Raw genomic sequence first — 26,478 nt, 5'->3', positions numbered from 1 at the left:
ACACGTTCGAACCTTATGAAGGAATACAACAATGGCTGATCTCGCAAAGATCGTAGACGACCTTTCGAAGCTGACCGTCCTCGAGGCGGCCGAGCTGTCGAAGCTTCTGGAAGAAAAGTGGGGCGTTTCCGCCGCTGCTCCGGTGGCTGTTGCCGCCGCTGGCGGTGGTGCGGCCGCAGCTGCTCCGGCCGAGGAAAAGACGGAATTCGACGTCGTCCTCACCGAGGCAGGCGCTCAGAAGATCAACGTCATCAAGGAAGTCCGCGCTATCACCGGTCTTGGCCTCAAGGAAGCCAAGGATCTGGTCGAAGCGGCTCCGAAGCCGGTCAAGGAAGGCGTTTCCAAGGCCGACGCTGAGAAGTTCAAAGCCCAGCTGGAAGCAGCCGGCGCCAAGGTCGACCTGAAGTAAGCGTAAAAGCGGCGGACGGCCTCGCGCCGTCCGCCACTCCCTTGGCGCCAAGGGAGCACGCGTAGCGCGAGACGTACGAGAACCTCTTTCCTGAGGGCCGCCAACCGGCCTTCAGGAAACGGGTTTTCTCCCGTTTTAGCCGGCGCCGACAGGCGGCCGGAGAACAGATAGAGGGCCGCCGCCGAGGTGGCTCAGAATGCAAGGCGGGCCGCGGCGAGGCTCGTCCCGAGTTTAGAGCTAAGGAGCGACGATGGCCCAGACCCAGACTTTCAATGGCCGCAGACGCGTACGCAAGTTCTTCGGAAAGATCCCGGAAGTTGCGGAGATGCCGAACCTCATCGAGGTTCAGAAGGCATCCTATGACCAGTTCCTGATGGTGGCGGAGCCCAAGGGTGGGCGTCCGGACGAGGGACTGCAGGCCGTTTTCAAGTCGGTTTTCCCGATTCAGGACTTTTCCGGCTCCTCGATGCTGGAGTTCGTGAAGTACGAGTTCGAAGGACCGAAATTCGACGTTGACGAGTGCCGTCAGCGCGACCTCACCTATGCCGCGCCGCTGAAGGTGACGCTGCGCCTCATCGTGTTCGATATCGACGAGGATACCGGCGCCAAGTCGATCAAGGACATCAAGGAGCAGGACGTCTACATGGGCGACATGCCGCTCATGACCTTGAACGGCACCTTTATCGTCAATGGTACCGAGCGTGTCATCGTTTCGCAGATGCACCGTTCGCCGGGCGTCTTCTTCGACCACGACAAGGGCAAGTCGCATTCGTCGGGCAAGCTTCTGTTCGCCGCGCGCGTCATCCCCTATCGCGGCTCGTGGCTCGACATCGAGTTCGATTCCAAGGACGTCGTGCACGCCCGCATCGACCGCCGCCGCAAGATTCCGGTGACGTCGCTGCTGATGGCGCTCGGCATGGACGGCGAAGAGATCCTGTCGACCTTCTACAACAAGATCACCTACAAGCGGGCCGGTGACCACTGGCGCATTCCGTTCAACGTCGAGCGTTTCCGCGGCCTCAAGGCCGTCGGCGACCTGGTCGATGCCGATACGGGCGAGATCGTTGTCGAAGCCGGCAAGAAGATCACCGCCCGCCGGGCACGTCAGCTTGGCGAGAAGGGTCTGAAGGCGATCAAGGCGACCGACGAGGATCTGCTCGGCAACTATCTGGCCGAGGACATCGTCAACTATGGCACGGGCGAGATCTTCCTCGAAGCCGGCGATGAGATCGACGAAAAGACGCTGAAAGTGCTGCTCGGCACCGGCGAGGACGAGATCAAGGTTCTCGACATCGACCATGTCAATGTCGGCGCCTATATCCGCAACACGCTCAACGTCGACAAGAACGAGAGCCGCCAGGACGCGCTGTTCGACATCTATCGTGTCATGCGCCCCGGCGAGCCGCCGACGCTCGAGACCGCCGAAGCCATGTTCAACTCGCTGTTCTTCGACAGCGAGCGCTACGATCTGTCGGCCGTTGGCCGCGTCAAGATGAACATGCGCCTTGAACTCAAGGCCGAGGACACCGTGCGCGTGTTGCGCAAGGACGACATCCTGGCCGTGGTCAAGACGCTGGTCGAACTGCGCGACGGCAAGGGCGAGATCGATGACATCGACAATCTCGGCAACCGCCGTGTGCGTTCGGTCGGCGAACTGATGGAAAACCAGTACCGCGTCGGCCTGCTGCGCATGGAGCGCGCGATCAAGGAGCGTATGTCTTCGATCGAGATCGACACGGTCATGCCGCAGGACCTGATCAACGCCAAGCCGGCGGCCGCCGCCGTGCGCGAATTCTTCGGTTCCTCGCAGCTGTCGCAGTTCATGGACCAGACCAACCCGCTTTCGGAAATCACCCACAAGCGCCGTCTGTCGGCGCTTGGACCGGGTGGTCTGACCCGCGAGCGTGCCGGCTTCGAGGTGCGCGACGTGCACCCGACGCACTACGGCCGCATCTGCCCGATCGAGACGCCGGAAGGCCCGAATATCGGTCTGATCAACTCGCTGGCCACCTTCGCACGCGTCAACAAGTACGGCTTCATCGAGAGCCCGTACCGCAAGATCGTCGATGGCAAACTGACCAATGACGTTGTCTATCTGTCGGCGATGGAAGAGGCCAAGCACCATGTCGCGCAGGCCAACGCCGAGCTCGACAAGAATGGTGGTTTCGTCGACGAATTCGTCATTTGCCGCAGCGCCGGCGAAGTGATGATGGCGCCGCGCGAAAACGTCGATCTGATGGACGTGTCGCCCAAGCAGATGGTGTCGGTGGCCGCGGCCCTGATCCCGTTCCTCGAGAACGACGACGCCAACCGTGCTCTGATGGGCTCGAACATGCAGCGTCAGGCCGTGCCGCTGGTGCGCGCCGAAGCGCCGTTTGTCGGCACCGGCATGGAGCCGATCGTTGCTCGTGACTCGGGCGCCGCCATCGGCGCCCGCCGCGGCGGCATCGTCGATCAGGTGGACGCGACGCGTATCGTCATTCGCGCCACCGAGGATCTCGACCCGGGCAAGTCCGGCGTCGACATCTACCGGCTGATGAAGTTCCAGCGTTCGAACCAGAACACCTGCATCAACCAGCGTCCGCTGGTGCGCATGGGCGACCGGGTCAACAAGGGCGACATCATTGCCGACGGCCCGTCGACCGAGCTCGGTGATCTGGCGCTCGGCCGTAACGTGCTGGTCGCGTTCATGCCGTGGAACGGCTACAACTACGAGGACTCGATCCTCCTGTCCGAGCGCATCGTCGCCGACGACGTCTTCACCTCGATCCACATCGAGGAGTTCGAGGTCATGGCGCGCGATACCAAGCTCGGACCAGAGGAAATCACGCGCGATATTCCCAATGTCTCGGAAGAAGCGCTGAAGAACCTCGATGAAGCCGGCATCGTCTATATCGGTGCCGAAGTTCAGCCGGGTGACATCCTGGTCGGCAAGATCACGCCGAAGGGCGAAAGCCCGATGACGCCGGAAGAGAAGCTTCTGCGCGCCATCTTCGGCGAAAAGGCTTCGGACGTGCGCGACACCTCGATGCGCATGCCTCCGGGCACCTTCGGCACCGTCGTCGAGGTGCGCGTGTTCAATCGCCACGGTGTGGAGAAGGACGAGCGCGCCATGGCGATCGAGCGCGAGGAGATCGAACGCCTCGCCAAGGACCGCGACGACGAGCAGGCGATTCTGGACCGCAACGTCTACGCGCGCCTTTCCGACGTGCTCGTCGGCAAGGAAGCAATCGCTGGACCGAAGGGCTTCAAGAAGGGCTCGACGCTGTCCAAGGATACGCTCGACGAGTATCCGCGTTCGCAGTGGTGGCAGTTTGCCGTGGAGAACGAAAAGCTCCAGAGCGAACTGGAAGCCCTGCGTGGCCAGTACGACGACTCCAAGAAGGCGCTCGAACAGCGCTTCATGGACAAGGTCGAGAAGGTGCAGCGCGGCGACGAGATGCCTCCCGGCGTCATGAAGATGGTCAAGGTCTTCGTGGCCGTGAAGCGCAAGATGCAGCCAGGCGACAAGATGGCCGGCCGTCACGGCAACAAGGGTGTCGTGTCGCGGATCGTTCCGGTCGAGGACATGCCTTTCCTCGAGGACGGCACGCATGCCGATATCGTGCTTAACCCGCTGGGTGTGCCGAGCCGCATGAATGTCGGCCAGATCCTGGAAACGCATCTGGGCTGGGCATGCGCGGGCATGGGCAAGAAGATCGGCGAGCTGATCGACGCGTACAAGGTAGCCGGCGACATCAAGCCGCTGCGCAAGACGCTCGAGAGCTTCATCCCGGCCAACGACCGCAACGAGCCGGTTCGCGAATATGACGACGAGAGCATCGTTCGCCTCAGCGAGCAGATGCGCCGCGGCGTCTCGATCGCGACACCGGTGTTCGACGGCGCGCACGAGGCTGACATTAACATCATGCTGGAGCAGGCGGGCCTGCACACCAGCGGTCAGTCGCAGCTCTATGACGGACGCACCGGCGAGCCGTTCGATCGCAAGGTGACGATGGGCTACATCTACATGCTCAAGCTTCACCATCTCGTGGACGACAAGATCCACGCGCGTTCGATCGGTCCGTACTCGCTCGTCACCCAGCAGCCGCTGGGCGGCAAGGCGCAGTTCGGTGGCCAGCGCTTCGGCGAGATGGAGGTCTGGGCGCTGGAAGCGTACGGCGCCGCCTACACGCTGCAGGAAATGCTGACGGTGAAGTCGGACGACGTCGCCGGCCGCACCAAGGTCTACGAGGCGATCGTCCGTGGCGACGATACCTTCGAGGCCGGCATTCCCGAGAGCTTCAACGTGCTCGTCAAGGAAATGCGGTCCCTCGGCCTCAATGTCGAGCTGGAGAACACCAAGCTCGACGACAACCCTGTCCGGCTGCCCGACGCGGCCGAGTAAGCAAGACGTCCGGTCGCGGTTTCCGCGACCGGACGCACCAATTCTTCGGCCGGTGGCCGACAAAAGACGGCGGGCGTTTGGCCCGCGCTAGATGCAAGGGGTTTTCGAGGACCCCGAAAAGGAGAACGGCATGAACCAAGAGGTCATGAATCTCTTCAATCCCCAGGCGCCGGCGCAGGTGTTCGATTCCATCCGGATATCGCTCGCCAGCCCTGAGAAGATTCTGTCCTGGTCGTTCGGCGAGATCAAGAAGCCGGAGACCATCAACTACCGCACCTTCAAGCCGGAGCGTGACGGTCTGTTCTGCGCGCGCATTTTTGGCCCGATCAAGGACTATGAATGCCTGTGCGGCAAGTACAAGCGCATGAAGTACAAGGGCGTCATCTGCGAGAAGTGCGGCGTCGAAGTCACGCTGTCGCGCGTCCGTCGCGAGCGCATGGGCCATATCGAGCTCGCCGCGCCCGTCGCCCATATCTGGTTCCTGAAGTCGCTGCCATCGCGCATCGGCACGCTGCTCGACATGACCTTGAAGGACATCGAGCGCGTCCTCTACTTCGAGAACTACATCGTCACCGAGCCTGGCCTCACCGCGCTGAAGGAGCACCAGCTGCTCAGCGAGGAAGAGTACATGATCGCCGTCGACGAGTATGGCGAGGATTCGTTCACCGCCATGATCGGCGCCGAGGCCATTCATGACCTTCTGGCCGGCATGGATCTGGAGAAGATCGCCGGCGACCTGCGTTCGGAACTGGCTTCGACCACGTCCGAGCTCAAGCAGAAGAAGTATCTGAAGCGGCTCAAGGTCGTCGAGAACTTCATGGAATCCGGCAACCGTCCGGAATGGATGATCATGAAGGTGGTTCCGGTGATCCCGCCGGATCTGCGTCCGCTCGTCCCGCTGGACGGCGGCCGCTTCGCCACCTCGGATCTGAACGATCTCTACCGCCGCGTCATCAACCGCAACAACCGTCTGAAGCGGCTGATCGAGTTGCGCGCCCCCGGCATCATCGTGCGCAATGAAAAGCGCATGCTGCAGGAAGCCGTCGATGCGCTGTTCGACAATGGCCGTCGCGGCCGCGTCATCACCGGCGCCAACAAGCGTCCGTTGAAGTCGCTGTCCGACATGCTCAAGGGCAAGCAGGGCCGGTTCCGCCAGAACCTGCTCGGCAAGCGCGTCGACTATTCCGGCCGTTCGGTCATCGTCACCGGTCCGGAGCTCAAGCTCCACCAGTGCGGCCTGCCGAAGAAGATGGCGCTCGAGCTGTTCAAGCCCTTCATCTACGCCCGTCTTGACGCCAAGGGTTACTCCTCGACCGTCAAGCAGGCCAAGAAGCTGGTCGAGAAGGAGCGTCCGGAAGTCTGGGATATCCTCGACGAGGTCATCCGCGAGCATCCGGTGCTCTTGAACCGTGCGCCGACGCTGCACCGCCTCGGCATCCAGGCGTTCGAGCCGATCCTGATCGAAGGCAAGGCGATCCAGCTGCATCCGCTGGTCTGCACGGCCTTCAACGCGGACTTCGACGGCGATCAGATGGCCGTTCACGTGCCGCTGTCGCTGGAAGCGCAGCTTGAAGCCCGTGTGCTGATGATGTCGACCAACAACATCCTGCACCCGGCTTCCGGCGCGCCGATCATCGTGCCGTCGCAGGACATGGTTCTCGGTCTCTACTATCTCTCGATCGTCAACCAGAACGAGCCCGGCGAAGGCATGGTGTTTGCCGACATGGGCGAACTCCAGCACGCGCTCGAGACCAAGGCGGTGACGCTGCACGCCAAGATCAAGGGTCGCTTCCGCACGGTCGACGCCGAAGGCAAGGTCGTGTCGAAGATCCATGACACCACCCCTGGCCGCATGATCATCGGCGAGCTTCTGCCGAAGAACGTCAACGTGCCCTACGAGACCGCCAACCAGGAGATGACCAAGAAGAACATCTCCAAGATGATCGACACCGTCTACCGCCATTGCGGTCAGAAGGAGACAGTCATTTTCTGCGATCGCATCATGGCACTCGGCTTCGCTCATGCCTGCCGCGCCGGCATTTCGTTCGGCAAGGACGACATGCTGATCCCGGACGCCAAGATCAAGCTGGTCTCCGACACCGAGGCTTTGGCCAAGGAATACGAGCAGCAGTACAATGACGGTCTGATCACGCAGGGCGAGAAGTACAACAAGGTCGTCGACGCCTGGGCCAAGTGCTCGGAAAAGGTCGCCGACGAAATGATGGCCCGCATCAAGGCGGTCGAGTTCGAGGACAATGGCCGTCAGAAGCCGATGAACTCGATCTACATGATGTCACACTCCGGTGCGCGTGGCTCGCCCACCCAGATGCGCCAGCTCGCCGGCATGCGTGGCCTGATGGCCAAGCCGTCGGGTGAAATCATCGAGACGCCGATCATCTCGAACTTCAAGGAAGGCCTGACCGTGCTCGAGTACTTCAACTCGACCCACGGCGCCCGCAAGGGTCTGGCCGACACCGCCTTGAAGACGGCGAACTCGGGTTACCTCACCCGTCGTCTGGTCGACGTGGCGCAGGACTGCATCGTCAACTCCGTCGACTGCGGCACCGACAAGGGCCTCACCATGCAGCCGATCGTCGATGCCGGCCAGGTCGTCGCTTCCGTCGGCCAGCGCGTGCTGGGTCGTACGTCGCTCGACGACATCATCCATCCGGTGTCGGGAGAGATCCTGGTCAAGGCCGGAACGCTGATGGACGAGCGTGACGTCGAACAGATCGAAAAGGCCGGCGTCCAGTCGGTTCGCATTCGCTCGGCACTGACTTGCGAAGTCAGGGTTGGCGTCTGCGCGGTCTGCTACGGTCGCGATCTGGCTCGCGGCACCCCGGTCAACCAGGGTGAAGCTGTCGGCGTCATCGCGGCGCAGTCGATCGGCGAGCCGGGCACTCAGCTCACCATGCGTACCTTCCACATGGGAGGCACCGCGCAGGTGGTGGACAGCTCGTTCCTTGAAGCCTCGTATGAGGGCAAGGTCGAGATCCGCAACCGCAACGTGGTGCGCAACTCCGACGGCCAGCAGATGGTCATGGGCCGCAACATGGCGGTGCTGATCCTCGATGAAGCCGGCAAGGAGCGCGCCACGCACCGTCTCACCTATGGTTCGCGTATCTTCGTGGACGATGGCGACAAGGTGAAGCGCGGCCAGCGTATCGCCGAGTGGGATCCCTATACCCGTCCGGTCCTCACCGAAATCGAGGGCAGGGTGTCGTACGAGGATCTGGTCGACGGCATTTCCGTGCAGGAGACGGCCGACGAGTCGACCGGCATCACCAAGCGTGAGGTCATCGACTGGCGCTCGACGCCACGCGGCAACGACCTCAAGCCGGCGATTGCCATCCAGGACGCCAAGGGCAAGGTCGGCAAGCTGTCGAAGGGTGGCGACGCCCGCTTCCTGCTCTCGGTCGAGGCCATTCTTTCGGTCGAGCCGGGTGCGCAGGTTCGCCCCGGCGACGTGCTGGCGCGTATCCCGATGGAAAGCGCCAAGACCAAGGACATCACCGGCGGTCTGCCGCGTGTTGCCGAACTGTTCGAGGCACGTCGTCCGAAGGATCACGCCATCATCGCCGAGATCGACGGCACGATCCGCTTCGGCCGCGACTACAAGAACAAGCGCCGCATCATCATCGAGCCGCATGACTCGACGCTTGAGCCGGTCGAGTACCTGATCCCGAAGGGCAAGCCGTTCCATCTCCAGGACGGCGACGTCATCGAGAAGGGCGACTACATCCTCGACGGCAATCCGGCGCCGCACGACATCCTGGCGATCAAGGGCGTGGAGGCACTTGCTTCCTACCTCGTCAACGAGATCCAGGAAGTCTACCGTCTGCAGGGCGTGTCGATCAACGACAAGCACATCGAGGTGATCGTTCGCCAGATGCTGCAGAAGGTCGAGATCACCACGCAGGGCGACTCGACCTACATTCCGGGCGACCACGTCGACGTGATCGAGCTGGAAGAGGTCAACGAGCGGCTGATCGAGGACGGCAAGAAGCCGGCCGAAGGCCAGCCGGTGCTCCTAGGCATCACCAAGGCGTCGCTGCAGACACCGTCCTTCATCTCGGCCGCCTCCTTCCAGGAGACGACCAGGGTGCTGACGGAAGCCGCTGTTGCCGGCAAGACCGACATGCTGCAGGGGCTGAAGGAAAACGTCATCGTCGGCCGGCTTATCCCAGCGGGTACCGGTGGCACGATGAGCCAGATCCGGCGCATCGCCACCTCGCGCGACGAACTGATCATCGACGAGCGCCGCAAGGCCTCCGGTGTGGAAGTCGCCGAGCCGATGCTGACCGACATGGTTACCGCCGCTCAGTAAACGCGACGGTAGAAATCTCAGGCAACGAGGCCGTCGGGGCAACCCGGCGGCCTATTTTTTCTGCGTTGCAGTCGGCCAATCCATGCCAGTGGCGACGGAGTAGGGCGGCGCGCCGCGCGTGAGATGATCGGAGAATCGGAGCAGAGGTCGCTTTTTGCAACCTCGTGGCTCAGTCGAAAAACGCCTCGACGACGTTGCGCTTGCCGAGCATGAAAGCGTCGGCCACGTGCTGGAGCGGAGCGAGATCGACATCCGAGGTGCCGGCACGGACAATCTCCGCGAAGCGCTTGTATAGCATCGGATATTCCGCTTCGGGTTCGTCATGGACGACGCGGCCGTCGATGGCGAGCTTCGAGCCGCCGCCCGACAGCACCATCGCGCCCTTGTCGGTGTCGGCCAGGATGTCCCAGCTTTGCGGGCCGGTCTGGAGCCAGTCGAGTTCCATCGTCACTGGCAACCCGTTCGAGGTGCGGAAGGCGACGTGTGCCGCGACCGGAGCGTCGCGGTTCGCTGGAAAGTCGAGAACCGCCGAGGTGATGAACAGTGCCGGCAGGATGTGGGTCACGATTGACAGCGCATTGATGCCGGGATCGAAGACGCCGAAGCCGCCGGGGGCCCAGATCCACTCCTGGTTCGGATGCCAGCGGCGCACATCTTCCTTCCAGTTGACGGCGGCAGAGCTGATGCGGGCCGAGCTCAGAAACGCGCGCGCGGCCTCGACCGCCGGCGCATAGCGCGAGTGCCAACTGGCGAACAACGAGACGCCGTTCTTCACCGCCAATGCCCTCAGGTCCTCGACCTCGCTGACAGTGGCGCCCGGGGGCTTCTCCAGGAAGACATGTTTCTTCGCTTCGAGCGCCGCGCGCGCGGCGTCATAACGAAATTGCGGCGGCATGCAGAGCGATACGGCCTCGAGCTCCGGCACCGCGTCGAGCATGGATTCGATATCGGGGAAATTCGGGATGTCATCCACCTTGCCATGCCGGCTGGCGGCCGCGACGAGACGATAGTTCTGGTCTTTCGCCAGGGCTGGCAGGTGCTGGTCGCGGACGATCTTGCCGACACCGACGATGCCTATCTTGATGGGCTGGGACACGGCCGCTCCGTCTGTTGGATGATGGTGAGCGTTTCTTATCAGAACACTTGCCCCGGGCAAGCCGAAGCCGGAAGGTCAGCCCCAGCTTTCCTCGAACTGCAGCGCCAATTTTCCGCCCGCCAGAAAAGCCTCGATCGCCGGCTCGAAAGGCGAGGGGTCGAGATTGTTCGCTGCCAGCCATTCGTCGGAATAATAGGTGTTGGCATAGCGGTCGCCGGAATCGCACATCAGCGTCACCAATGAGCCGGTCTTGCCCTCCTCGACCATGCGCGCGGCCTGGAGGCACATGGCGATGAAGTTCGTGCCGGTCGAGCCGCCGACTCGGCGACCGAGTCGGCGCGACAGAACCCGCATCGCCGCCAGCGACACCGCGTCCGGCACCCGCAGCATATGATCGATAACGCCCGGCACGAAGGAGGGCTCCACGCGCGGCCGGCCGATGCCTTCGATCCGCGACGGCTGTTCGCAGCGGCAGTCGGCGTTCTTGGTGGCAAAACCGTCGAAGAAAGCGGAACGCTCGACGTCGGCGACCGACAGCCGCGTCGAATGCTGTTTGTAGCGCAGGAAGCGGCCGATGGTGGCGGTGGTGCCACCGGTACCGGCGCTCATAACGATCCAGGCCGGGATCGGATGACGCTCCTCGCGCATTTGCCCGAAGATCGATTCAGCGATGTTGTTGTTGCCGCGCCAGTCGGTCGCCCGCTCGGCATGGGTGAATTGGTCCATGAAATGGCCACCGAGTTTCGCCGCCAGTTCGGCCGACTCGGCATAGATGCGCCTGCCATCGTCGATGAAGTGGCAGGTGCCGCCATAGTGTTCGATCGCGGTGATCTTTTCGCGCGACGTCGAGCGCGGCATCACGGCATAGAACGGCACGCCGATCATGCGGGCGAAATACGCTTCCGAGACCGCCGTCGAACCCGACGACGCTTCGATCACCGGCGCACCTTCGCGGATGAGACCATTGCACATCGCATAGAGAAACAGCGAGCGCGCCAGCCGGTGCTTCAGGCTGCCGGTCGGATGGGTGGATTCATCCTTGAGGTAGAAGTCGATGCCGGCCACCGCCGGCAGATCAAGCTTCCAGAGATGCGTGTCGGCCGAACGGCGCTGGTCGGCCTCGATCGCGGCGACCGCCCTGTCGGCCCAGGCTCGGGATGCAGGTCCAGCCGCTTTTGATCCAGCCATCATTAGTGACCTGGTTTCAGATCGGCACGTCAAAGGTAACGATAGACACTTCACCTTCGAGCGCGCCCTGGAAGGCCGACAGATGCGGCTCCTCGTCCGGCACGCCCTCCATATCGCCGATCTGGTCGAGCTCGGCCTCCGCGTACCCCTCCGCGGCAAGCGATTCGAGCACGCGGCGCACCGCCGAATCGTCATCGGGCGCAACCAGCATCACGTGCACGCCTTCCGGCTTGCCGCCCTTTCTCTTCCACACCCTGCCGGTGATGATGGTGACCGGGCGTTCTTCATTGTCGTTCACGGGCCGATTCCTCCGGGCGAGGGGATCTTGACTGCTCATGCGGCTTTTTCGCATGAAAGCAGGGCCGCGCAACAGCCTACAGCCGGTCACTTTCTTCCTCGCCCTTGCAAAATGGCGAAAGAAAATTACATGCGATTTTCGCATGGCTGCCAAGCCCCGGCTTCAATGCAATATTTGCCACTCCGGGGTTGACGGTTCGCGGGCTTACGAGTAGAAGCCGGCCAGTCAGAACCGATGTGAGGCTCTCCCTTCCGAAGCGACACGCTTTGGAGTTTGCTTCAAACAGGGTTCGTTTTACGAGCGAAAAGACATTTCCGGCGTGCACGAAGCGGCTTCCGCTTCCTCTGCCATTTGTTCGGGCAAGACCGCGAGGCGCGGTTTGTGGCCCGAATTTGCGTATGGAAATGACGCTTTGAGCGGCCCTGACCGGGCGAGACACGGAATTGAGAGACAAGAGGGTTTAATGCCTACCGTCAACCAGCTGATCCGCAAGCCGCGCATAGCGCCGGTGAAGCGCAACAAGGTCCCGGCCATGCAGCAGAACCCGCAGAAGCGGGGCGTCTGCACGCGCGTCTACACCACGACGCCGAAGAAGCCGAACTCGGCGCTGCGCAAGGTGGCCAAGATCCGCCTGACCAATGGTTTTGAAGTGATCGGGTACATCCCCGGCGAAGGCCACAACCTTCAGGAACACTCCGTGGTCATGATCCGCGGCGGCCGCGTCAAGGATCTTCCGGGCGTGCGTTACCACATCATCCGCGGCGTGCTCGACACGCAGGGCGTGAAGAACCGCAAGCAGCGTCGTTCGAAGTACGGCGCCAAGCGTCCGAAGTGACCGAAGCGTAGCGAAGGTCATCCCGGCAAATATCCGGGATCCAGGCCACCACGCATAATTGAGGCAGAGAAAAAATGTCCCGTCGTCACAGTGCAGAAAAGCGTGAGATCAATCCGGACCCGAAGTTCGGCGATCTGATCGTTACCAAGTTCATGAACGCCGTCATGTATGACGGCAAGAAGTCGGTTGCCGAGACCATCGTCTACGGTGCGCTCGACCAGGTTCAGTCGAAGACCAAGCAGGAGCCGGTCACCGTCTTCCATCAGGCGCTCGACAATGTCGCGCCGCATGTCGAAGTGCGTTCGCGCCGCGTCGGCGGTGCCACCTACCAGGTTCCGGTCGACGTGCGCCCCGAGCGCCGTCAGGCCTTGGCCATCCGCTGGCTGATCGCTGCTGCCCGCAACCGCAACGAGACCACCATGGTCGACCGCCTCTCCGGCGAGCTGATGGACGCGGCCAACAACCGCGGCACGGCTGTCAAGAAGCGTGAAGACACCCACAAGATGGCTGAAGCCAACCGCGCTTTCGCGCACTACCGCTGGTAAAGCGCGAACGAGACTGAGAGGCAGCTACGATGGCCCGCGAATACAAAATCGAAGACTACCGCAATTTCGGTATCATGGCGCATATTGACGCCGGCAAGACGACGACCACCGAGCGCGTCCTCTATTACACGGGCAAGTCGCACAAGATCGGCGAAGTCCACGACGGCGCTGCCACCATGGACTGGATGGAGCAGGAGCAGGAGCGCGGCATCACCATCACGTCGGCCGCGACCACGACCTTCTGGAAGGGTCGCAGCGGCAAGATGTACCGCTTCAACATCATCGACACTCCCGGACACGTCGACTTCACCATCGAAGTCGAGCGTTCGCTGCGCGTTCTCGACGGCGCCATCGCGCTGCTCGATGCCAATGCCGGTGTCGAGCCGCAGACGGAAACCGTCTGGCGTCAGGCCGACAAGTACCGCGTCCCGCGCATGATCTTCTGCAACAAGATGGACAAGATCGGCGCCGACTTCTACCGCTCGGTCGAGATGATCGGTTCGCGCCTTGGTGCACATGCCGTCGTCATGCAGTTGCCGATCGGCGCCGAGACCGAGTTCAAGGGCGTTGTCGACCTCGTCGAGATGAACGCGCTGGTCTGGCGCGACGAGACGCTGGGCGCTGCCTGGGACGTTGTCGAGATCCCCGCCGACCTCAAGGCTCGTGCGGAAGAATACCGCGAGAAGATGATCGAGGCCGCCGTCGAAATGGACGAGACGGCGCTCGAGAACTACCTCGAAGGCAAGATGCCGTCGAATGACGAGATCCGCGCGCTGATCCGCAAGGGCACCATCGCGGTGAAGTTCTATCCGATGTTCTGCGGCTCGGCCTTCAAGAACAAGGGCGTGCAGCCGCTGCTCGACGCCGTCGTCGAATATCTGCCGTCGCCGGCCGATGTTCCCGCCATCAAGGGCGTCGACGCCAAGACCGACGCCGAGATCGAGCGTCATGCCGACGATAGCGAGCCGCTGTCGATGCTGGCCTTCAAGATCATGAACGACCCGTTCGTCGGTTCGCTGACCTTTGCCCGCATCTATTCGGGCAAGCTCACCAAGGGCATTTCGGTCGACAACACCGTCAAGGGCAAGAAAGAGCGCATCGGCCGCATGTTGCAGATGCATGCGAATTCGCGCGCCGACGTCGAGGAGGCTTTCGCCGGCGACATCGTCGCTCTGGCCGGCCTCAAGGATACGACCACCGGCGACACGCTCAGTGATCCGGCGCATCCGGTCATTCTCGAGCGCATGGAATTCCCCGATCCGGTCATCCAGATCGCGATCGAGCCGAAGACCAAGAACGACCAGGAAAAGATGGGCCTCGCCCTTCACCGTCTGGCCGCCGAGGATCCGTCCTTCCGCGTCAAGACCGATGAGGAAAGCGGTCAGACCATTATCTCCGGCATGGGCGAGTTGCACCTCGACATCATCGTCGACCGCATGCGTCGCGAGTTCAAGGTCGAAGCCAATGTCGGCGCTCCGCAGGTGGCCTATCGCGAGACGATCACCCGCAAGCACGAGCAGGACTACACGCACAAGAAGCAGACCGGCGGTACCGGCCAGTTCGCTCGCGTCAAGATCCTCTTCGAGCCGAATCCGGACAGCAGCGAATTCGAGTTCGAGACCAAGATCGTCGGCGGTGCTGTGCCGAAGGAATACATCCCCGGTGTCGAAAAGGGCATCAACAGCGTCATGACCTCGGGTCCGTTCGCGGGCTTCCCGATGATAGGTGTCAAGGCGACGCTGATCGACGGCGCCTATCACGATGTGGACTCCAGCGTTCTGGCCTTCGAAATCGCCGGCCGCGCCTGCTTCCGTGAAGCCGCGCCCAAGCTTGGCGTGCAGCTGCTCGAGCCGATCATGAAGGTCGAGGTGGTGACACCGGAGGACTACGTCGGCAGCGTCATCGGCGACCTGAACGGCCGTCGCGGTCAGATCCAGGGCCAGGAAGCGCGTGGTGTTGCAGTTGTCATCAACGCGATGGTGCCGCTGGCCAACATGTTCAAGTACGTCGACAACCTGCGCTCGATGAGCCAGGGCCGCGCGGCCTACACGATGCAGTTCGACCATTACGAGCCTGTGCCGACCGCGGTCGCCCAGGAAGTCCAGAAGAAATACGCGTAACTCGAACGGGTTGCAGCGGTAACTTAATTCAAGGCCCGCACGGGCGAGCAGGATTGGAGACATCACATGGCAAAAGGTAAATTCGAGCGCACTAAGCCTCATGTGAACATCGGCACGATTGGTCACGTTGACCATGGCAAGACGTCGCTGACGGCGGCGATCACGAAGTATTTTGGCGAATACAAGCGCTATGACCAGATCGATGCGGCGCCGGAAGAGAAGGCGCGCGGCATCACGATCTCGACGGCTCACGTTGAATACGAGACGGCCAACCGCCACTACGCTCACGTCGACTGCCCCGGCCACGCCGACTATGTGAAGAACATGATCACCGGTGCCGCGCAGATGGACGGCGCGATCCTGGTTGTTTCGGCTGCCGACGGCCCGATGCCGCAGACCCGCGAGCACATCCTGCTTGCCCGCCAGGTCGGCGTGCCGTCGATCGTCGTGTTCCTGAACAAGGTCGACCAGGTCGACGACGCCGAGCTGCTCGAACTGGTCGAGCTCGAGGTTCGCGAGCTTCTGACCAAGAACGAGTTCCCCGGCGACGACATTCCGATCGTCAAGGGTTCGGCGCTGGCTGCGTTGGAAGATTCGGACAAGAAGATCGGCGAGGACGCGATCCGCGAGCTGATGGCGGCGGTCGATGCCTACATCCCGACGCCGGTTCGTCCGCTCGACAAGCCGTTCCTGATGCCGATCGAGGACGTATTCTCGATCTCGGGCCGTGGCACGGTGGTGACCGGTCGCGTCGAGCGCGGCGTGGTCAAGGTCGGCGAGGAGCTGGAGATCATCGGCATCCGTCCGACGACCAAGACGACTTGCACGGGCGTCGAGATGTTCCGCAAGCTGCTCGACCAGGGCCAGGCTGGCGACAACATCGGCGCGCTGCTGCGCGGCGTTGACCGTGAAGGTGTCGAGCGCGGCCAGGTTCTGGCCAAGCCCGGCACGGTGAAGCCGCACAAGAAGTTCGTGGCCGAAGCCTACATCCTGACCAAGGACGAGGGTGGCCGCCACACGCCGTTCTTCACCAACTACCGTCCGCAGTTCTATTTCCGCACGACGGACGTGACCGGCATCGTGTCGCTGCCGGAAGGCACCGAGATGGTGATGCCGGGCGACAACATCACGGTCGATGTCGAGCTGATCGTGCCGATCGCCATGGAAGAGAAGCTGCGCTTCGCCATCCGTGAAGGCGGCCGCACCGTCGGTGCCGGCATCGTCGTCACCATCAAAGAGTAATTTGGACTTAAACCGATCTGTCGCGGGCGCAGGATATGCCCGCGCCGCGCCAGAACAAGGAAGTGACGCATGAACGGACAGAATATCCGCATCCGCCTGAAGGCGTTTGATCACCGCGTGCTCGACGCCTCGACAAAGGAAATCGTGTCGACGGCCAAGCGCACCGGTGCCAACGTCCGCGGCCCCATTCCGCTGCCGACGCGGATCGAAAAGTTCACGGTCAACCGGTCGCCTCACGTCGACAAGAAGAGCCGCGAGCAGTTCGAGATGCGCACGCACAAGCGTCTGCTCGACATCGTCGATCCGACCCCGCAGACGGTCGATGCTTTGATGAAGCTCGATCTGGCCGCCGGTGTGGACGTCGAGATCAAGCTCTAAGGGAATGAGAGCGCGGTAAGGGGCGGTGCCCCTGGCCCGGAACTCTAAAGGAATTGAACCGATGCGTTCAGGTGTGATTGCAAAGAAGGTGGGAATGACCCGCATCTATAACGATGCCGGGGAACATGTTCCCGTCACCGTTCTCCAGATGGAGAACTGCCAGGTCGTGGCGCAGCGCACGCAGGAGAAGAATGGCTACACCGCCGTTCAGCTCGGCGTTGGCCTTGCCAAGGTGAAGAACACGTCGAAGGCGATGCGCGGCCATTTCGCGACCGCTTCCGTCGAGCCGAAGGCGAAGGTCGCCGAGTTCCGCGTCTCCGCGGACAACATGATCGATGTCGGCGCCGAGATCACTGTCGAGCACTTCGTTCCCGGCCAGAAGGTCGATGTGACGGGCACGACGATCGGCAAGGGCTTCCAGGGCGTGATCAAGCGTCACCACATGGGTGGTGGCCGCGCGACCCACGGTAACTCGGTATCGCACCGTACCCACGGTTCGACCGGTCAGCGCCAGGACCCCGGCAAGGTGTTCAAAGGCAAGCACATGGCTGGCCACATGGGCGACACCCGCGTCACAACGCAGAATGTCGAGATCGTTTCGACCGACGCCGATCGCGGCCTGATCCTGATCCGCGGTGCGGTTCCCGGATCGAAGGGCGCCTGGATCCTGGTCCGCGATGCGGCCAAGGTGGCACTGCCGGCCAATGCGCCGAAGCCCGCCGCGATCCGCCCAGTTGCGGCAGCTGCTAAGAACGAGGCTCCGGCCACAGAGGGAGCGGAATAATGGATCTCAAGATCACAACGCTTGGCGGCAAGGACGCCGGCAAGGTGAAACTCTCCGAGGAGATTTTCGGCCTTGATCCGCGCGAGGACATCCTGCAGCGCGTCGTGCGCTGGCAGCTAGCCAAGAAGCAGCAGGGCACGCACAAGGCCAAGGGCCGCGCCGAGATCGCGCGCACCGGCGCCAAGATGTACAAGCAGAAGGGTACGGGCCGCGCCCGTCACCATTCGGCACGCGCTCCGCAGTTCCGCGGCGGTGGCAAGGCCCACGGCCCGGTCGTCCGCAGCCACGAGCACGATCTGCCGAAGAAGGTGCGCGCGCTCGGCCTCAAGCATGCCCTCTCGGCCAAGGCCAAGAGCGCGTCGATCATCATCATCGACGAGCTGAAGCTGACCGAGGCCAAGACGAAGGCGCTGCTCGCGAATTTCGCGACGCTGGGCCTGAGCAACGCCCTGTTGATCGGCGGCGCCGAGCTTGACAAGAACTTCAAGCTGGCCGCGACGAACATCCCGAACATCGACGTGCTGCCCATCCAGGGCATCAACGTCTACGACATTCTGCGCCGCGGCACGCTGGTCCTTTCGAAGGCCGCCGTCGAGGCTCTCGAGGAGCGCTTTAAATGACCGACCTTCGTCACTACGACGTGATCGTCAGCCCGGCGATCACCGAAAAGTCGACCATGGCTTCCGAGCAGAACCAGGTCGTCTTCAACGTCGCCAAGAAGGCGTCGAAGCCGGAAATCAAGGCTGCCGTCGAAGCGCTGTTCGGCGTCAAGGTGATGGCCGTGAACACGCTTGTCCGCAAGGGCAAGATCAAGCGCTTCCGCGGCACGATCGGCCGCCAGAGCGACGTCAAGAAGGCGATTGTGACGCTGGCCGACGGCCAGTCGATCGACGTCGCGACGGGTCTCTGAGCAAGGCCGCGAGGACAGAACAATGGCACTGAAAAAATTCAACCCGGTAACGCCGAGCACCCGCCAGCTGGTCATCGTCGACCGCTCGGGCCTCTACAAGGGCAAGCCCGTGAAGGGTCTGACCGAAGGCCTGACCAAGTCGGGCGGCCGCAACAACCACGGTCGCATCACCGCCCGCTTCATAGGTGGTGGTCACAAGCGTTCGTACCGCATCATCGACTTCAAGCGCCGCAAGTTCGACGTCGTCGGCACGGTCGAGCGCATTGAATACGATCCGAACCGCACCGCCTTCATCGCGCTGATCAAGTACGACGATGGCGAGCTGTCCTACATCATCGCTCCGCAGCGTCTGGCTCCCGGCGACAAGATCGTGTCCGGTGAATCGGTCGATGTGAAGCCGGGCAATGCGATGCCGCTGGCTTCGATGCCGGTCGGCACGATCGTCCACAACATCGAGCTGAAGCCGGGCAAGGGCGCCCAGGTTGCCCGTTCGGCAGGCGGTTATGGCCAGCTGGTCGGTCGTGACCAGGGCATGGCGATCCTGCGCCTCAACTCGGGCGAGCAGCGTGTCGTTCACGGCTCCTGCATGGCCACCGTCGGTGCCGTGTCCAATCCGGATCATGGCAACATCAACGACGGCAAGGCCGGTCGCACGGTTTGGCGCGGCAAGCGTCCGCACAATCGCGGCGTGACCATGAACCCGGTCGACCATCCGCACGGCGGTGGTGAAGGCCGCACCTCGGGTGGCCGTCATCCGGTCAGCCCCTGGGGCAAGCCGACCAAGGGCAAGAAGACGCGGTCCAACAAGGCGACCGACAAGTTCATCCTGCGCTCGCGCCATCAGCGCAAGAGCTAAGAAGAGGTAACGCCAAGTGACTCGTTCGATTTGGAAAGGCCCCTTCATTGACGGCTACCTTCTCAAGAAGGTGGACAAGGTTCGTGAAGGTGGTCGCAATGAGGTGATCAAGATGTGGAGCCGTCGCTCCACCATCCTGCCGCAGTTCGTCGGCTTCACCTTCGGTGTCTACAACGGCCAGAAGCATGTTCCCGTCTCGGTGAACGAGGACATGGTCGGTCACAAGTTCGGTGAATTCGCTCCGACCCGGACCTATTACGGTCACGGCGCGGATAAGAAGGCGAAGAGGAAATAATCATGGGCAAGGCCAAAGCTCCGCGCAGGCTTGCTGACAACGAAGCGCGCGCCGTGTTGCGCACGATCCGTATCAGCCCGCAGAAGCTGAACCTGGTTGCCGCGCTCATCCGCGGCAAGAAGGTCGCGACAGCGCTATCCGACCTCGAATTCTCGGCCAAGCGGATTTCCGGCACGGTCAAGAAGACGCTGGAATCGGCGATCGCCAACGCGGAAAACAACCACGACCTCGACGTCGATGCGCTGATCGTGGCGGAAGCCTACGTCGGCAAGTCGATCGTCATGAAGCGGTTCCATGCCCGTGGACGTGGTCGCGCCAGCCGTATCGAGAAGCCGTTCTCGCACCTCACGATTGTTGTTCGTGAAGTCGAAGAAAAAGGGGAGGCCGCATAATGGGCCAGAAAGTCAATCCGATCGGTCTTCGCCTCGGCATCAACCGCACCTGGGATTTGCGCTGGTTCGCGAACACCGGCGAGTACGGCAAGCTGCTGCATGAGGACATCAAGATCCGCAAGTATCTTGAGAAGGAACTCAAGCAGGCCGCGATCTCGAAGGTCGTGATCGAGCGTCCGCACAAGAAGTGCCGCGTCACTATCCATGCCGCGCGTCCGGGCCTGATCATTGGCAAGAAGGGCGCTGACATCGAGAAGCTTCGCAAGAAGCTGATGGAGATGACGAAGTCCGAGACGCACCTCAACATCGTTGAAGTGCGCAAGCCGGAGATCGACGCGACCCTGGTCGCCCAGTCGATCGCCCAGCAGCTCGAGCGCCGCATCGCGTTCCGCCGCGCCATGAAGCGTGCCGTTCAGTCGGCGATGCGCCTCGGTGCCGAAGGCATCCGCATCAACTGCGCCGGCCGTCTTGGCGGTGCCGAGATAGCGCGCATGGAATGGTACCGTGAAGGCCGCGTGCCGCTGCATACGCTGCGCGCCGATGTCGACTACGGCACGGCCGAGGCGCATACGGCGTACGGCATCTGCGGCGTCAAGGTCTGGGTGTTCAAGGGCGAGATCCTTGAGCATGACCCGATGGCTTCGGAGCGTCGCGCCACTGAAGGCGACAATGCGCATGGCGGTGGTGGTGATCGCGAACGCGGTCGTCGTCGCGAAAACGCCTGAGACATTTAGGAATTTGGAGTTAGAACGATGCTGCAGCCAAAGCGCACAAAGTTCCGCAAGCAGTTCAAGGGCCGTATCCATGGTACCGCAAAGGGCGGCACCAATCTGGATTTCGGTGGTTTCGGGCTGAAGGCGCTTGAGCCGAACCGCGTCACCGCGCGTGAGATCGAGGCGGCTCGCCGCGCGATCACTCGCGAAATGAAGCGCGCTGGTCGCGTCTGGATCCGTATTTTCCCGGACGTGCCGGTCACTTCGAAGCCGACCGAAGTTCGTATGGGTAAGGGCAAGGGCGCGGTCGACTACTGGGCGGCGCGCGTCAAGCCGGGCCGCATCATGTTCGAGATCGACGGCGTCAATGAAGAAACCGCCCGTGAGGCACTGCGTCTCGGCGCGGCCAAGCTCTCGGTCAAGACGCGCTTCGTGCAGCGCATCGCAGAATAAGGACGGGCTGATCATGAAAGCCGAAGACATCCGGACCAAGACCCAGGACCAGCTGACCGACGACCTGGCCAGCCTGAAGAAGGAGCAGTTCAACCTGCGCTTCCAGAAGGCCACCGGCCAGCTCGAGAAGACCGCACGCGTGAGGCAGGTCCGCAAGGACATCGCGCGTATCAAGACCATCGCTGCGGAAAAGTCCGCGGCTAAGAAGGCTTAAGGACGAAAACCATGCCAAAGCGCATTCTGCAGGGCACCGTCGTCAGCGACAAGAACGAGAAGACGGTTGTCGTCAAGGTCGAACGGCGCTTCACGCATCCCGTGATGAAGAAGACCGTGCGCATGACCAAGAAGTACAAGGCGCACGACGAAAACAACGCCCACAAGGTTGGCGATCAGGTGTTCATCCAGGAATCGAAGCCGATTTCCAAGGATAAGCGCTGGATCGTCGTGTCTTCGGACCAGGCGTAAACAAACGAATTTTGGACAGACCGGGGAGGGGCTTTGAGCCCGTCCCGTTAGAAAAGAAGAAGGCGGCCAGTCATGATTCAGATGCAAACAAACCTCGACGTCGCGGATAATTCCGGCGCCCGTCGTGTCATGTGCATCAAGGTGCTGGGCGGCTCGAAGCGGAAATACGCTTCCGTGGGCGACATCATCGTGGTGTCGATCAAGGAAGCCATTCCGCGCGGCCGCGTGAAGAAGGGCGATGTGATGAAGGCGGTCGTGGTTCGCACGGCCAAGGACATCCGCCGCCCGGACGGCAGCGTGATCCGTTTCGACAAGAACGCGGCCGTTCTCGTCGACAACAAGAAAGAGCCGATCGGCACGCGTATCTTCGGACCGGTTCCGCGCGAACTCCGCGCCAAGAACCACATGAAGATCATCTCGCTCGCGCCTGAAGTGCTGTAAGGAGCCGGACCAATGCAAAAGATTAGAAAAGGCGACAAGGTCGTCGTGCTGGCCGGCAAGGACAAGGGCCGTTCGGGCGAAGTCCTCTCGGTACAGCCGAAGGAAGATACCGCGCTGGTGCGCGGCGTCAACATGATCCGTCGTCACCAGAAGCAATCCCAGTCCCAAGAGGGCGGGATCATAACCAAGGAAGCGCCGATCCAGCTGTCGAACATCGCGCTGGCCGACCCCAAGGATGGCAAGCCGACCCGCGTCGGCTTCATCTTCCAGAAGGACGGCAAGAAGGTGCGCGTCGCCAAGCGCTCGGGAGAAGTCATCAATGGCTAAGGCTCAATCCAAGCAGGCGACTGCCCAGAACACGCCGCGTCTCAAGCAGGTCTACAACGAGACCATTCGCAAGGCGCTGCAGGAACAGTTCGGCTACGAGAACGAGATGCAGGTTCCGCGCATCGACAAGATCGTGCTGAACATGGGCGTCGGCGAAGCGACCGGCGATTCGAAGAAGCCTTCGATCGCCGCCGAGGACCTGGCGATGATCGCCGGCCAGAAGGCCGTCGTCACCCGCGCTCGCAATTCTATCGCCGGCTTCAAGGTCCGCGAGAAGATGCCGATCGGCGCCAAGGTCACGCTGCGCAAGGAACGCATGTACGAGTTCCTCGACCGCCTCGTGAACATCGCATTGCCACGCGTCCGCGACTTCCGCGGGCTGAATCCGAAGAGCTTCGATGGCCGTGGCAACTACGCCATGGGCATCAAGGAACACATCGTGTTCCCGGAGATCAACTACGACAAGGTTGATCAGATCTGGGGCATGGACGTCATCGTTTGTACGACTGCGAAGACGGACGACGAAGCCAGGGCATTGCTCAAGGCCTTCAACTTCCCCTTCCGCCAGTAACGGCAGCGAGAAAAGGAAAAATCTGAAATGGCAAAGACCAGCTCAGTCGAGAAGAACAACAGGCGCCGCAAGCTTGCCGACCAGTACGGTCCCAAGCGTGCAGCCCTCAAGGCGATCATCATGGATCAGTCCAAGCCGATGGAGGAGCGCTTCCGCGCTCAGCTCAAGCTTGCTGCCTTGCCGCGCAACTCGGCCAAGATCCGCATCCGTAACCGCTGCGAAGTCACCGGCCGTCCGCGCGCCTACTATCGCAAGCTCAAAGTATCGCGCATCGCGCTTCGTGATCTCGGCAACAACGGCCAGATCCCGGGCCTGGTCAAGTCGAGCTGGTAAGGAGGACATAACATGTCATTGAGCGATCCTCTCGGCGATATGCTGACCCGCATCCGCAACGCCTACGGCCGCAAGAAGTCGAGTGTTTCGACGCCGGCTTCGCGTCTGCGCACCCGCGTCCTCGACGTGCTGAAGGCTGAAGGCTATATCCGCGACTACAGCCAGACCGACTTCGACAACGGCAAGTCCGAAATCGAAATCGAGCTGAAGTATTTCGACGGTGCACCGGTGGTGCGCGAAATCGCCCGCGTCTCGAAGCCTGGCCGCCGCGTCTATGTTTCGGCCAAGTCGATCCCGCACGTCGCCAACGGCCTCGGCATCGCCATCCTTTCGACACCGAAAGGCGTGATGGCCGACCACGAAGCACGCGAACAGAACGTCGGCGGTGAAATCCTCTGCCAGATCTTCTGATCTGGCGCGTGACCGGCAAAATCGGAATCCGGTTTTCGGGATCATGCCCGAAGACAGAGACCTGAAACAAGAGAAGTGACGAGGACAACAAAATGTCTCGTATTGGAAAGAAACCCGTTTCGCTGCCGCAGGGCGTGACCGCGACCGTCAACGGCCAGACCGTGACGGCGAAGGGCCCCAAGGGCGAGCTGAAGTTCGTGGTGAACGAAGAAGTCCTGGTCAAGATGGAAGGCAGCGAGATCGCTGTCCAGCCGCGCGACCAGACCAAGACGGCCCGCTCCAAGTGGGGCATGTCGCGCACGCAGATCGTCAACATCCTGCAGGGCGTCAAGGACGGTTTCGAGAAGAAGCTCGAGATCACCGGCGTCGGCTATCGCGCCGCCATGCAGGGCAAGAACCTGCAACTGGCCCTTGGCTTCAGCCATGATGTCGTTTACGAGACCCCGGCTGGCATCACGATCACTGTGCCGAAGCCGACGGAAATCACCGTGACCGGCATCGACAAGCAGCAGGTCGGCCAGGTTGCCGCCGAGATCCGCGAATATCGCGGTCCTGAGCCCTACAAGGGCAAGGGTGTCCGCTACGCTGGCGAGAAGATCGTCCGCAAGGAAGGCAAGAAGAAGTAGTAGGCTTGGCCCCGAAAAGTTGCAGACTTTTCGGAAAGGACCAAGCTAAAGAGATGTAACGCCGCGGGGAGCGGTCGCGGGAGGCGCTTTCGCCTACCGCATAGGGCGGCCCCCGTTTTGTGAAGGCAAGGAACTATCATGGCTACCAAGGAATCCATCCAGCGCCGCGCGCAGCGCGTTCGCCGTCAGATCAAGAAGGTCGCCGGTGAGCGTCCGCGTCTGTCGGTCCACCGCACATCGAAGAACATCTATGTGCAGGTCATCGACGACGCCAAGGGTCACACCATCGTCGCGGCCTCGACGCTCGAGAAGGACCTCAAGGGTTCGCTCAAGACCGGCGCCGACACCGCCGCCGCTGCCGCGATCGGCAAGCTGATCGCCGAGCGCGCCACCAAGGCTGGCGTCAAGGAAGTCGTCTTCGACCGTGGCGCCTACATCTATCACGGCCGCGTCAAGGCGCTGGCCGAGGCTGCCCGTGAAGGTGGTCTGAGCTTCTAAACATGATCCCGAAAAGTTGCAGACTTTTCGGATAAGGATCATGCGAAGGAAAAAATGACTTTCGCCCCCGGTGACCCACAGAGGCGCCGGATCTTATCAGCAACCGTGCTTCCGGAAAAAAACAAGGAACAGGATATGGCACAGGAACGTAGGGATGGCGGCCGCGGCCGCGATCGTGAAGAACGCGATGACGGCATGGTGGACAAGCTCGTCCACATCAACCGCGTCGCCAAGGTCGTCAAGGGCGGCCGTCGCTTCGGTTTTGCAGCACTCGTCGTCGTCGGCGACCAGAAGGGCCGTGTCGGCTTTGGTCACGGCAAGGCGCGCGAAGTGCCGGAAGCTATCCGCAAGGCAACTGAATCGGCAAAGCGCGACATGATTTTCGTGCCGCTGCGCTCGGGTCGCACGCTGCACCACGACGTCGAAGGGCGTTGGGGCGCTGGCCGTGTTCTGCTGCGCGCCGCCAAGCAAGGTACCGGCATCATCGCCGGTGGCCCGATGCGCGCTGTCTTCGAGACGCTCGGCATGCATGACGTGGTCGCCAAGTCGATGGGTTCGTCGAACCCGTACAACATGGTTCGCGCCACGTTCGACGCGCTGAAGAGCCAGATGCATCCCAAGGATGTGGCTGCTGCGCGCGGCATCAAGTATTCGACCCTTCAGGCCCGCCGCGGCACCGCCGTTGCGGCTGAAGAATAGTCGACGCTGACCAGGGATTTTGACCATGGCCAAGAAAGCAACCAAGACCATCACCGTTGAGCAGATCGGTTCGCCGATCCGCCGTCCGAAGGAGCAGCGCGCGACGCTGGTCGGGCTCGGCCTCAACAAGATGCACAAGCAGCGCACGCTGGAAGATACGCCCTCCGTGCGCGGCATGATCGCCGCCGTCCAGCATCTCGTCCGCGTCGTGGACGAGGGCTGAGCCAAAGCGCAGGAGAACCCAGATGAAACTCAACGATCTGCGTGACAAGGACGGCGCGACGCATTCCAAGAAGCGTCTCGGCCGCGGCATCGGCTCCGGCTCCGGCAAGACCGGTGGTCGCGGCGTCAAGGGCCAGAAGGCGCGCTCCGGCGTCGCCATCAACGGCTTCGAGGGTGGCCAGATGCCGCTCTATCGGCGTCTGCCGAAGCGTGGCTTCAACAACATCTTCGCCAAGAGCTTCACCGTTGTGTCGCTGGCCCGTATCCAGGTCGCCATCGACGCCAAGAAGCTCGACGCGAAGACAACCGTGACGGCTGAATCTCTCGTTGCCGCCGGCGTCATTCGCCGCGTCAAGGACGGCGTGCGCATCCTCTCCGATGGCGAGATCAAGGCGAAGCTCGCCTTTGACGTTGCCGGCGCCTCCAAGGCCGCGATCGAGAAGATCGAAAAGGCCGGTGGTTCGGTCAAGCTGCCGGAAAAGGCAGCTGCCGAGTAACGGCAATTTGAAGCGCGATCGGCAAGAGTGGGATCCGTTTTTGCTCACGATTGCGCTTTGATCTGCTCAATTAGGCGGCCGCGTCAACGCGGCCGCTTGCATGTTTAGAGCCCGGAGCTTATCTCGTGAGCTTCGGTGAAACGCACCGCCTGACCTTCGG

General features: G+C 62.0%; 31 protein-coding genes. 28 read left to right on the top strand and 3 right to left on the bottom strand.

Translation table 11 applies throughout. From position 1 onward, the window contains the following. Positions 1-31 precede the first annotated feature (31 nt). From rplL to rpoC, 3 genes are all read left to right on the top strand, one after another. Positions 32-409 (top strand): 50S ribosomal protein L7/L12, encoded by a 378-nt coding sequence (rplL, locus tag AC56QQ_RS19350; protein ID WP_091586446.1) that lies wholly within the window; start codon positions 32-34, stop codon positions 407-409. A 250-nt stretch (positions 410-659) separates the two neighbouring features. Then, positions 660-4,796 (top strand): DNA-directed RNA polymerase subunit beta, encoded by a 4,137-nt coding sequence (gene rpoB / locus AC56QQ_RS19345; protein ID WP_497123038.1) that lies wholly within the window; start codon positions 660-662, stop codon positions 4,794-4,796. A 130-nt stretch (positions 4,797-4,926) separates the two neighbouring features. Further along, positions 4,927-9,123 carry a DNA-directed RNA polymerase subunit beta' gene (gene rpoC, locus AC56QQ_RS19340; protein WP_489861226.1) on the top strand — a complete coding sequence of 1,399 codons (4,197 nt, stop codon included), beginning with the start codon at positions 4,927-4,929 and terminating at the stop codon, positions 9,121-9,123. 169 nt (positions 9,124-9,292) lie between these two features. Here rpoC and AC56QQ_RS19335 read toward each other — a convergent pair whose 3' ends face one another. The 3 genes from AC56QQ_RS19335 to AC56QQ_RS19325 all read right to left on the bottom strand — a co-directional run bounded on the left by AC56QQ_RS19335 (position 9,293) and on the right by AC56QQ_RS19325 (position 11,705). Further along, positions 9,293-10,219 carry a Gfo/Idh/MocA family protein gene (locus tag AC56QQ_RS19335; RefSeq protein WP_489861227.1) on the bottom strand — a complete coding sequence of 309 codons (927 nt, stop codon included), beginning with the start codon at positions 10,217-10,219 and terminating at the stop codon, positions 9,293-9,295. 75 nt (positions 10,220-10,294) lie between these two features. After that, complete coding sequence (locus tag AC56QQ_RS19330; protein ID WP_497123037.1) at positions 10,295-11,407, bottom strand: PLP-dependent cysteine synthase family protein; 1,113 nt, start codon at positions 11,405-11,407, stop codon at positions 10,295-10,297. 16 nt (positions 11,408-11,423) lie between these two features. Beyond that, positions 11,424-11,705: a transcriptional regulator gene (locus tag AC56QQ_RS19325; protein ID WP_489861229.1), complete on the bottom strand. Its 282-nt coding sequence runs from the start codon at positions 11,703-11,705 to the stop codon at positions 11,424-11,426. A gap of 463 nt (positions 11,706-12,168) precedes the next feature. Here AC56QQ_RS19325 and rpsL point away from each other — a divergent pair, with 463 nt between their 5' ends. The 25 genes from rpsL to rplO all read left to right on the top strand — a co-directional run bounded on the left by rpsL (position 12,169) and on the right by rplO (position 26,318). Next, on the top strand, positions 12,169-12,540 hold the full coding sequence (rpsL, locus tag AC56QQ_RS19320; protein ID WP_006333356.1) for a 30S ribosomal protein S12: 372 nt from the start codon (positions 12,169-12,171) through the stop codon (positions 12,538-12,540). Positions 12,541-12,614: 74 nt separating this feature from the next. Beyond that, positions 12,615-13,085, top strand: coding sequence for a 30S ribosomal protein S7 (rpsG, locus tag AC56QQ_RS19315; RefSeq protein ID WP_008875664.1), 471 nt, complete (start codon positions 12,615-12,617; stop codon positions 13,083-13,085). Between the two features lie 29 nt (positions 13,086-13,114). Further along, positions 13,115-15,205 (top strand): elongation factor G, encoded by a 2,091-nt coding sequence (gene fusA, locus AC56QQ_RS19310; RefSeq protein ID WP_497123036.1) that lies wholly within the window; start codon positions 13,115-13,117, stop codon positions 15,203-15,205. Positions 15,206-15,271: 66 nt separating this feature from the next. Then, the gene (gene tuf / locus AC56QQ_RS19305; protein WP_256753628.1) at positions 15,272-16,447 is read left to right on the top strand and encodes an elongation factor Tu; all 1,176 of its coding nucleotides are present in this window, start codon (positions 15,272-15,274) and stop codon (positions 16,445-16,447) included. A 69-nt stretch (positions 16,448-16,516) separates the two neighbouring features. Then, a complete protein-coding gene (gene rpsJ, locus AC56QQ_RS19300; RefSeq protein WP_010909272.1) occupies positions 16,517-16,825 on the top strand; it encodes a 30S ribosomal protein S10 in 309 nt (102 codons plus the stop codon). Between the two features lie 61 nt (positions 16,826-16,886). Next, positions 16,887-17,609, top strand: coding sequence for a 50S ribosomal protein L3 (rplC, locus tag AC56QQ_RS19295; RefSeq protein WP_091584603.1), 723 nt, complete (start codon positions 16,887-16,889; stop codon positions 17,607-17,609). Further along, the gene (gene rplD, locus AC56QQ_RS19290; RefSeq protein WP_489861230.1) at positions 17,609-18,229 is read left to right on the top strand and encodes a 50S ribosomal protein L4; all 621 of its coding nucleotides are present in this window, start codon (positions 17,609-17,611) and stop codon (positions 18,227-18,229) included. Before rplC ends, rplD begins: the two co-directional genes overlap by 1 nt. Next, complete coding sequence (locus AC56QQ_RS19285; protein ID WP_010909275.1) at positions 18,226-18,519, top strand: 50S ribosomal protein L23; 294 nt, start codon at positions 18,226-18,228, stop codon at positions 18,517-18,519. Before rplD ends, AC56QQ_RS19285 begins: the two co-directional genes overlap by 4 nt. A 22-nt stretch (positions 18,520-18,541) precedes the next feature. After that, entirely contained in the window at positions 18,542-19,375 is an 834-nt protein-coding gene (rplB, locus tag AC56QQ_RS19280) for a 50S ribosomal protein L2 (protein ID WP_024505067.1), read from the top strand. 16 nt (positions 19,376-19,391) lie between these two features. Then, the gene (gene rpsS / locus AC56QQ_RS19275; protein ID WP_006205463.1) at positions 19,392-19,670 is read left to right on the top strand and encodes a 30S ribosomal protein S19; all 279 of its coding nucleotides are present in this window, start codon (positions 19,392-19,394) and stop codon (positions 19,668-19,670) included. 2 nt (positions 19,671-19,672) lie between these two features. Continuing rightward, positions 19,673-20,062, top strand: a complete 390-nt coding sequence (rplV, locus tag AC56QQ_RS19270) for a 50S ribosomal protein L22 (RefSeq protein ID WP_006205462.1) — start codon at positions 19,673-19,675, stop codon at positions 20,060-20,062. Next, positions 20,062-20,787 (top strand): 30S ribosomal protein S3, encoded by a 726-nt coding sequence (gene rpsC, locus AC56QQ_RS19265; RefSeq protein WP_497123034.1) that lies wholly within the window; start codon positions 20,062-20,064, stop codon positions 20,785-20,787. The genes rplV and rpsC overlap by 1 nt, the downstream gene beginning before the upstream one ends. Before the next feature lie 27 nt (positions 20,788-20,814). Then, positions 20,815-21,228, top strand: a complete 414-nt coding sequence (gene rplP / locus AC56QQ_RS19260) for a 50S ribosomal protein L16 (protein ID WP_013531427.1) — start codon at positions 20,815-20,817, stop codon at positions 21,226-21,228. A gap of 13 nt (positions 21,229-21,241) precedes the next feature. Continuing rightward, entirely contained in the window at positions 21,242-21,442 is a 201-nt protein-coding gene (rpmC, locus tag AC56QQ_RS19255) for a 50S ribosomal protein L29 (protein WP_006205459.1), read from the top strand. A gap of 11 nt (positions 21,443-21,453) precedes the next feature. Continuing rightward, a complete protein-coding gene (gene rpsQ / locus AC56QQ_RS19250) occupies positions 21,454-21,693 on the top strand; it encodes a 30S ribosomal protein S17 (RefSeq protein ID WP_010909280.1) in 240 nt (79 codons plus the stop codon). Positions 21,694-21,765: 72 nt separating this feature from the next. Beyond that, positions 21,766-22,134, top strand: coding sequence for a 50S ribosomal protein L14 (gene rplN / locus AC56QQ_RS19245; protein WP_006205457.1), 369 nt, complete (start codon positions 21,766-21,768; stop codon positions 22,132-22,134). Between the two features lie 12 nt (positions 22,135-22,146). Next, positions 22,147-22,461, top strand: coding sequence for a 50S ribosomal protein L24 (gene rplX / locus AC56QQ_RS19240; RefSeq protein WP_013531428.1), 315 nt, complete (start codon positions 22,147-22,149; stop codon positions 22,459-22,461). Beyond that, positions 22,454-23,032 carry a 50S ribosomal protein L5 gene (gene rplE / locus AC56QQ_RS19235; protein ID WP_091584608.1) on the top strand — a complete coding sequence of 193 codons (579 nt, stop codon included), beginning with the start codon at positions 22,454-22,456 and terminating at the stop codon, positions 23,030-23,032. The genes rplX and rplE overlap by 8 nt, the downstream gene beginning before the upstream one ends. A 27-nt stretch (positions 23,033-23,059) precedes the next feature. Continuing rightward, the gene (gene rpsN / locus AC56QQ_RS19230) at positions 23,060-23,365 is read left to right on the top strand and encodes a 30S ribosomal protein S14 (protein ID WP_010909282.1); all 306 of its coding nucleotides are present in this window, start codon (positions 23,060-23,062) and stop codon (positions 23,363-23,365) included. A gap of 12 nt (positions 23,366-23,377) precedes the next feature. Then, the gene (gene rpsH, locus AC56QQ_RS19225) at positions 23,378-23,776 is read left to right on the top strand and encodes a 30S ribosomal protein S8 (RefSeq protein ID WP_006205453.1); all 399 of its coding nucleotides are present in this window, start codon (positions 23,378-23,380) and stop codon (positions 23,774-23,776) included. 92 nt (positions 23,777-23,868) lie between these two features. Beyond that, on the top strand, positions 23,869-24,402 hold the full coding sequence (rplF, locus tag AC56QQ_RS19220) for a 50S ribosomal protein L6 (protein WP_091584610.1): 534 nt from the start codon (positions 23,869-23,871) through the stop codon (positions 24,400-24,402). Between the two features lie 138 nt (positions 24,403-24,540). Then, positions 24,541-24,900: a 50S ribosomal protein L18 gene (gene rplR, locus AC56QQ_RS19215; RefSeq protein ID WP_091584612.1), complete on the top strand. Its 360-nt coding sequence runs from the start codon at positions 24,541-24,543 to the stop codon at positions 24,898-24,900. A gap of 135 nt (positions 24,901-25,035) precedes the next feature. Continuing rightward, positions 25,036-25,599, top strand: a complete 564-nt coding sequence (rpsE, locus tag AC56QQ_RS19210; RefSeq protein ID WP_006333394.1) for a 30S ribosomal protein S5 — start codon at positions 25,036-25,038, stop codon at positions 25,597-25,599. A 25-nt stretch (positions 25,600-25,624) separates the two neighbouring features. Beyond that, on the top strand, positions 25,625-25,822 hold the full coding sequence (gene rpmD, locus AC56QQ_RS19205) for a 50S ribosomal protein L30 (RefSeq protein WP_006205449.1): 198 nt from the start codon (positions 25,625-25,627) through the stop codon (positions 25,820-25,822). A 22-nt stretch (positions 25,823-25,844) separates the two neighbouring features. Further along, on the top strand, positions 25,845-26,318 hold the full coding sequence (gene rplO, locus AC56QQ_RS19200; RefSeq protein WP_497123033.1) for a 50S ribosomal protein L15: 474 nt from the start codon (positions 25,845-25,847) through the stop codon (positions 26,316-26,318). Positions 26,319-26,478: the final 160 nt, after the last annotated feature.

It is taken from the genome of Mesorhizobium sp. RCAM 05099 (assembly GCF_059683685.1).
This window is presented reverse-complemented; position numbering and strand designations above follow the sequence as displayed.

Excerpts from the sequence above, each read along its gene's own strand:
- rplL (WP_091586446.1), top strand. The coding sequence starts at position 32 with ATGGCTGATCTCGCAAAGATCGTAGACGACCTTTCGAAGCTGACCGTC.
- rpoB (WP_497123038.1), top strand. The coding sequence starts at position 660 with ATGGCCCAGACCCAGACTTTCAATGGCCGCAGACGCGTACGCAAGTTC.
- rpoC (WP_489861226.1), top strand. The coding sequence starts at position 4,927 with ATGAACCAAGAGGTCATGAATCTCTTCAATCCCCAGGCGCCGGCGCAG.
- AC56QQ_RS19330 (WP_497123037.1), bottom strand. The coding sequence starts at position 11,407 with ATGGCTGGATCAAAAGCGGCTGGACCTGCATCCCGAGCCTGGGCCGAC.
- rpsL (WP_006333356.1), top strand. The coding sequence starts at position 12,169 with ATGCCTACCGTCAACCAGCTGATCCGCAAGCCGCGCATAGCGCCGGTG.
- rpsG (WP_008875664.1), top strand. The coding sequence starts at position 12,615 with ATGTCCCGTCGTCACAGTGCAGAAAAGCGTGAGATCAATCCGGACCCG.
- fusA (WP_497123036.1), top strand. The coding sequence starts at position 13,115 with ATGGCCCGCGAATACAAAATCGAAGACTACCGCAATTTCGGTATCATG.
- tuf (WP_256753628.1), top strand. The coding sequence starts at position 15,272 with ATGGCAAAAGGTAAATTCGAGCGCACTAAGCCTCATGTGAACATCGGC.
- rpsJ (WP_010909272.1), top strand. The coding sequence starts at position 16,517 with ATGAACGGACAGAATATCCGCATCCGCCTGAAGGCGTTTGATCACCGC.
- rplC (WP_091584603.1), top strand. The coding sequence starts at position 16,887 with ATGCGTTCAGGTGTGATTGCAAAGAAGGTGGGAATGACCCGCATCTAT.
- rplD (WP_489861230.1), top strand. The coding sequence starts at position 17,609 with ATGGATCTCAAGATCACAACGCTTGGCGGCAAGGACGCCGGCAAGGTG.
- AC56QQ_RS19285 (WP_010909275.1), top strand. The coding sequence starts at position 18,226 with ATGACCGACCTTCGTCACTACGACGTGATCGTCAGCCCGGCGATCACC.
- rplB (WP_024505067.1), top strand. The coding sequence starts at position 18,542 with ATGGCACTGAAAAAATTCAACCCGGTAACGCCGAGCACCCGCCAGCTG.
- rplV (WP_006205462.1), top strand. The coding sequence starts at position 19,673 with ATGGGCAAGGCCAAAGCTCCGCGCAGGCTTGCTGACAACGAAGCGCGC.
- rpsC (WP_497123034.1), top strand. The coding sequence starts at position 20,062 with ATGGGCCAGAAAGTCAATCCGATCGGTCTTCGCCTCGGCATCAACCGC.
- rplP (WP_013531427.1), top strand. The coding sequence starts at position 20,815 with ATGCTGCAGCCAAAGCGCACAAAGTTCCGCAAGCAGTTCAAGGGCCGT.
- rpmC (WP_006205459.1), top strand. The coding sequence starts at position 21,242 with ATGAAAGCCGAAGACATCCGGACCAAGACCCAGGACCAGCTGACCGAC.
- rpsQ (WP_010909280.1), top strand. The coding sequence starts at position 21,454 with ATGCCAAAGCGCATTCTGCAGGGCACCGTCGTCAGCGACAAGAACGAG.
- rplN (WP_006205457.1), top strand. The coding sequence starts at position 21,766 with ATGATTCAGATGCAAACAAACCTCGACGTCGCGGATAATTCCGGCGCC.
- rplX (WP_013531428.1), top strand. The coding sequence starts at position 22,147 with ATGCAAAAGATTAGAAAAGGCGACAAGGTCGTCGTGCTGGCCGGCAAG.
- rplE (WP_091584608.1), top strand. The coding sequence starts at position 22,454 with ATGGCTAAGGCTCAATCCAAGCAGGCGACTGCCCAGAACACGCCGCGT.
- rpsN (WP_010909282.1), top strand. The coding sequence starts at position 23,060 with ATGGCAAAGACCAGCTCAGTCGAGAAGAACAACAGGCGCCGCAAGCTT.
- rpsH (WP_006205453.1), top strand. The coding sequence starts at position 23,378 with ATGTCATTGAGCGATCCTCTCGGCGATATGCTGACCCGCATCCGCAAC.
- rplF (WP_091584610.1), top strand. The coding sequence starts at position 23,869 with ATGTCTCGTATTGGAAAGAAACCCGTTTCGCTGCCGCAGGGCGTGACC.
- rplR (WP_091584612.1), top strand. The coding sequence starts at position 24,541 with ATGGCTACCAAGGAATCCATCCAGCGCCGCGCGCAGCGCGTTCGCCGT.
- rpsE (WP_006333394.1), top strand. The coding sequence starts at position 25,036 with ATGGCACAGGAACGTAGGGATGGCGGCCGCGGCCGCGATCGTGAAGAA.
- rpmD (WP_006205449.1), top strand. The coding sequence starts at position 25,625 with ATGGCCAAGAAAGCAACCAAGACCATCACCGTTGAGCAGATCGGTTCG.
- rplO (WP_497123033.1), top strand. The coding sequence starts at position 25,845 with ATGAAACTCAACGATCTGCGTGACAAGGACGGCGCGACGCATTCCAAG.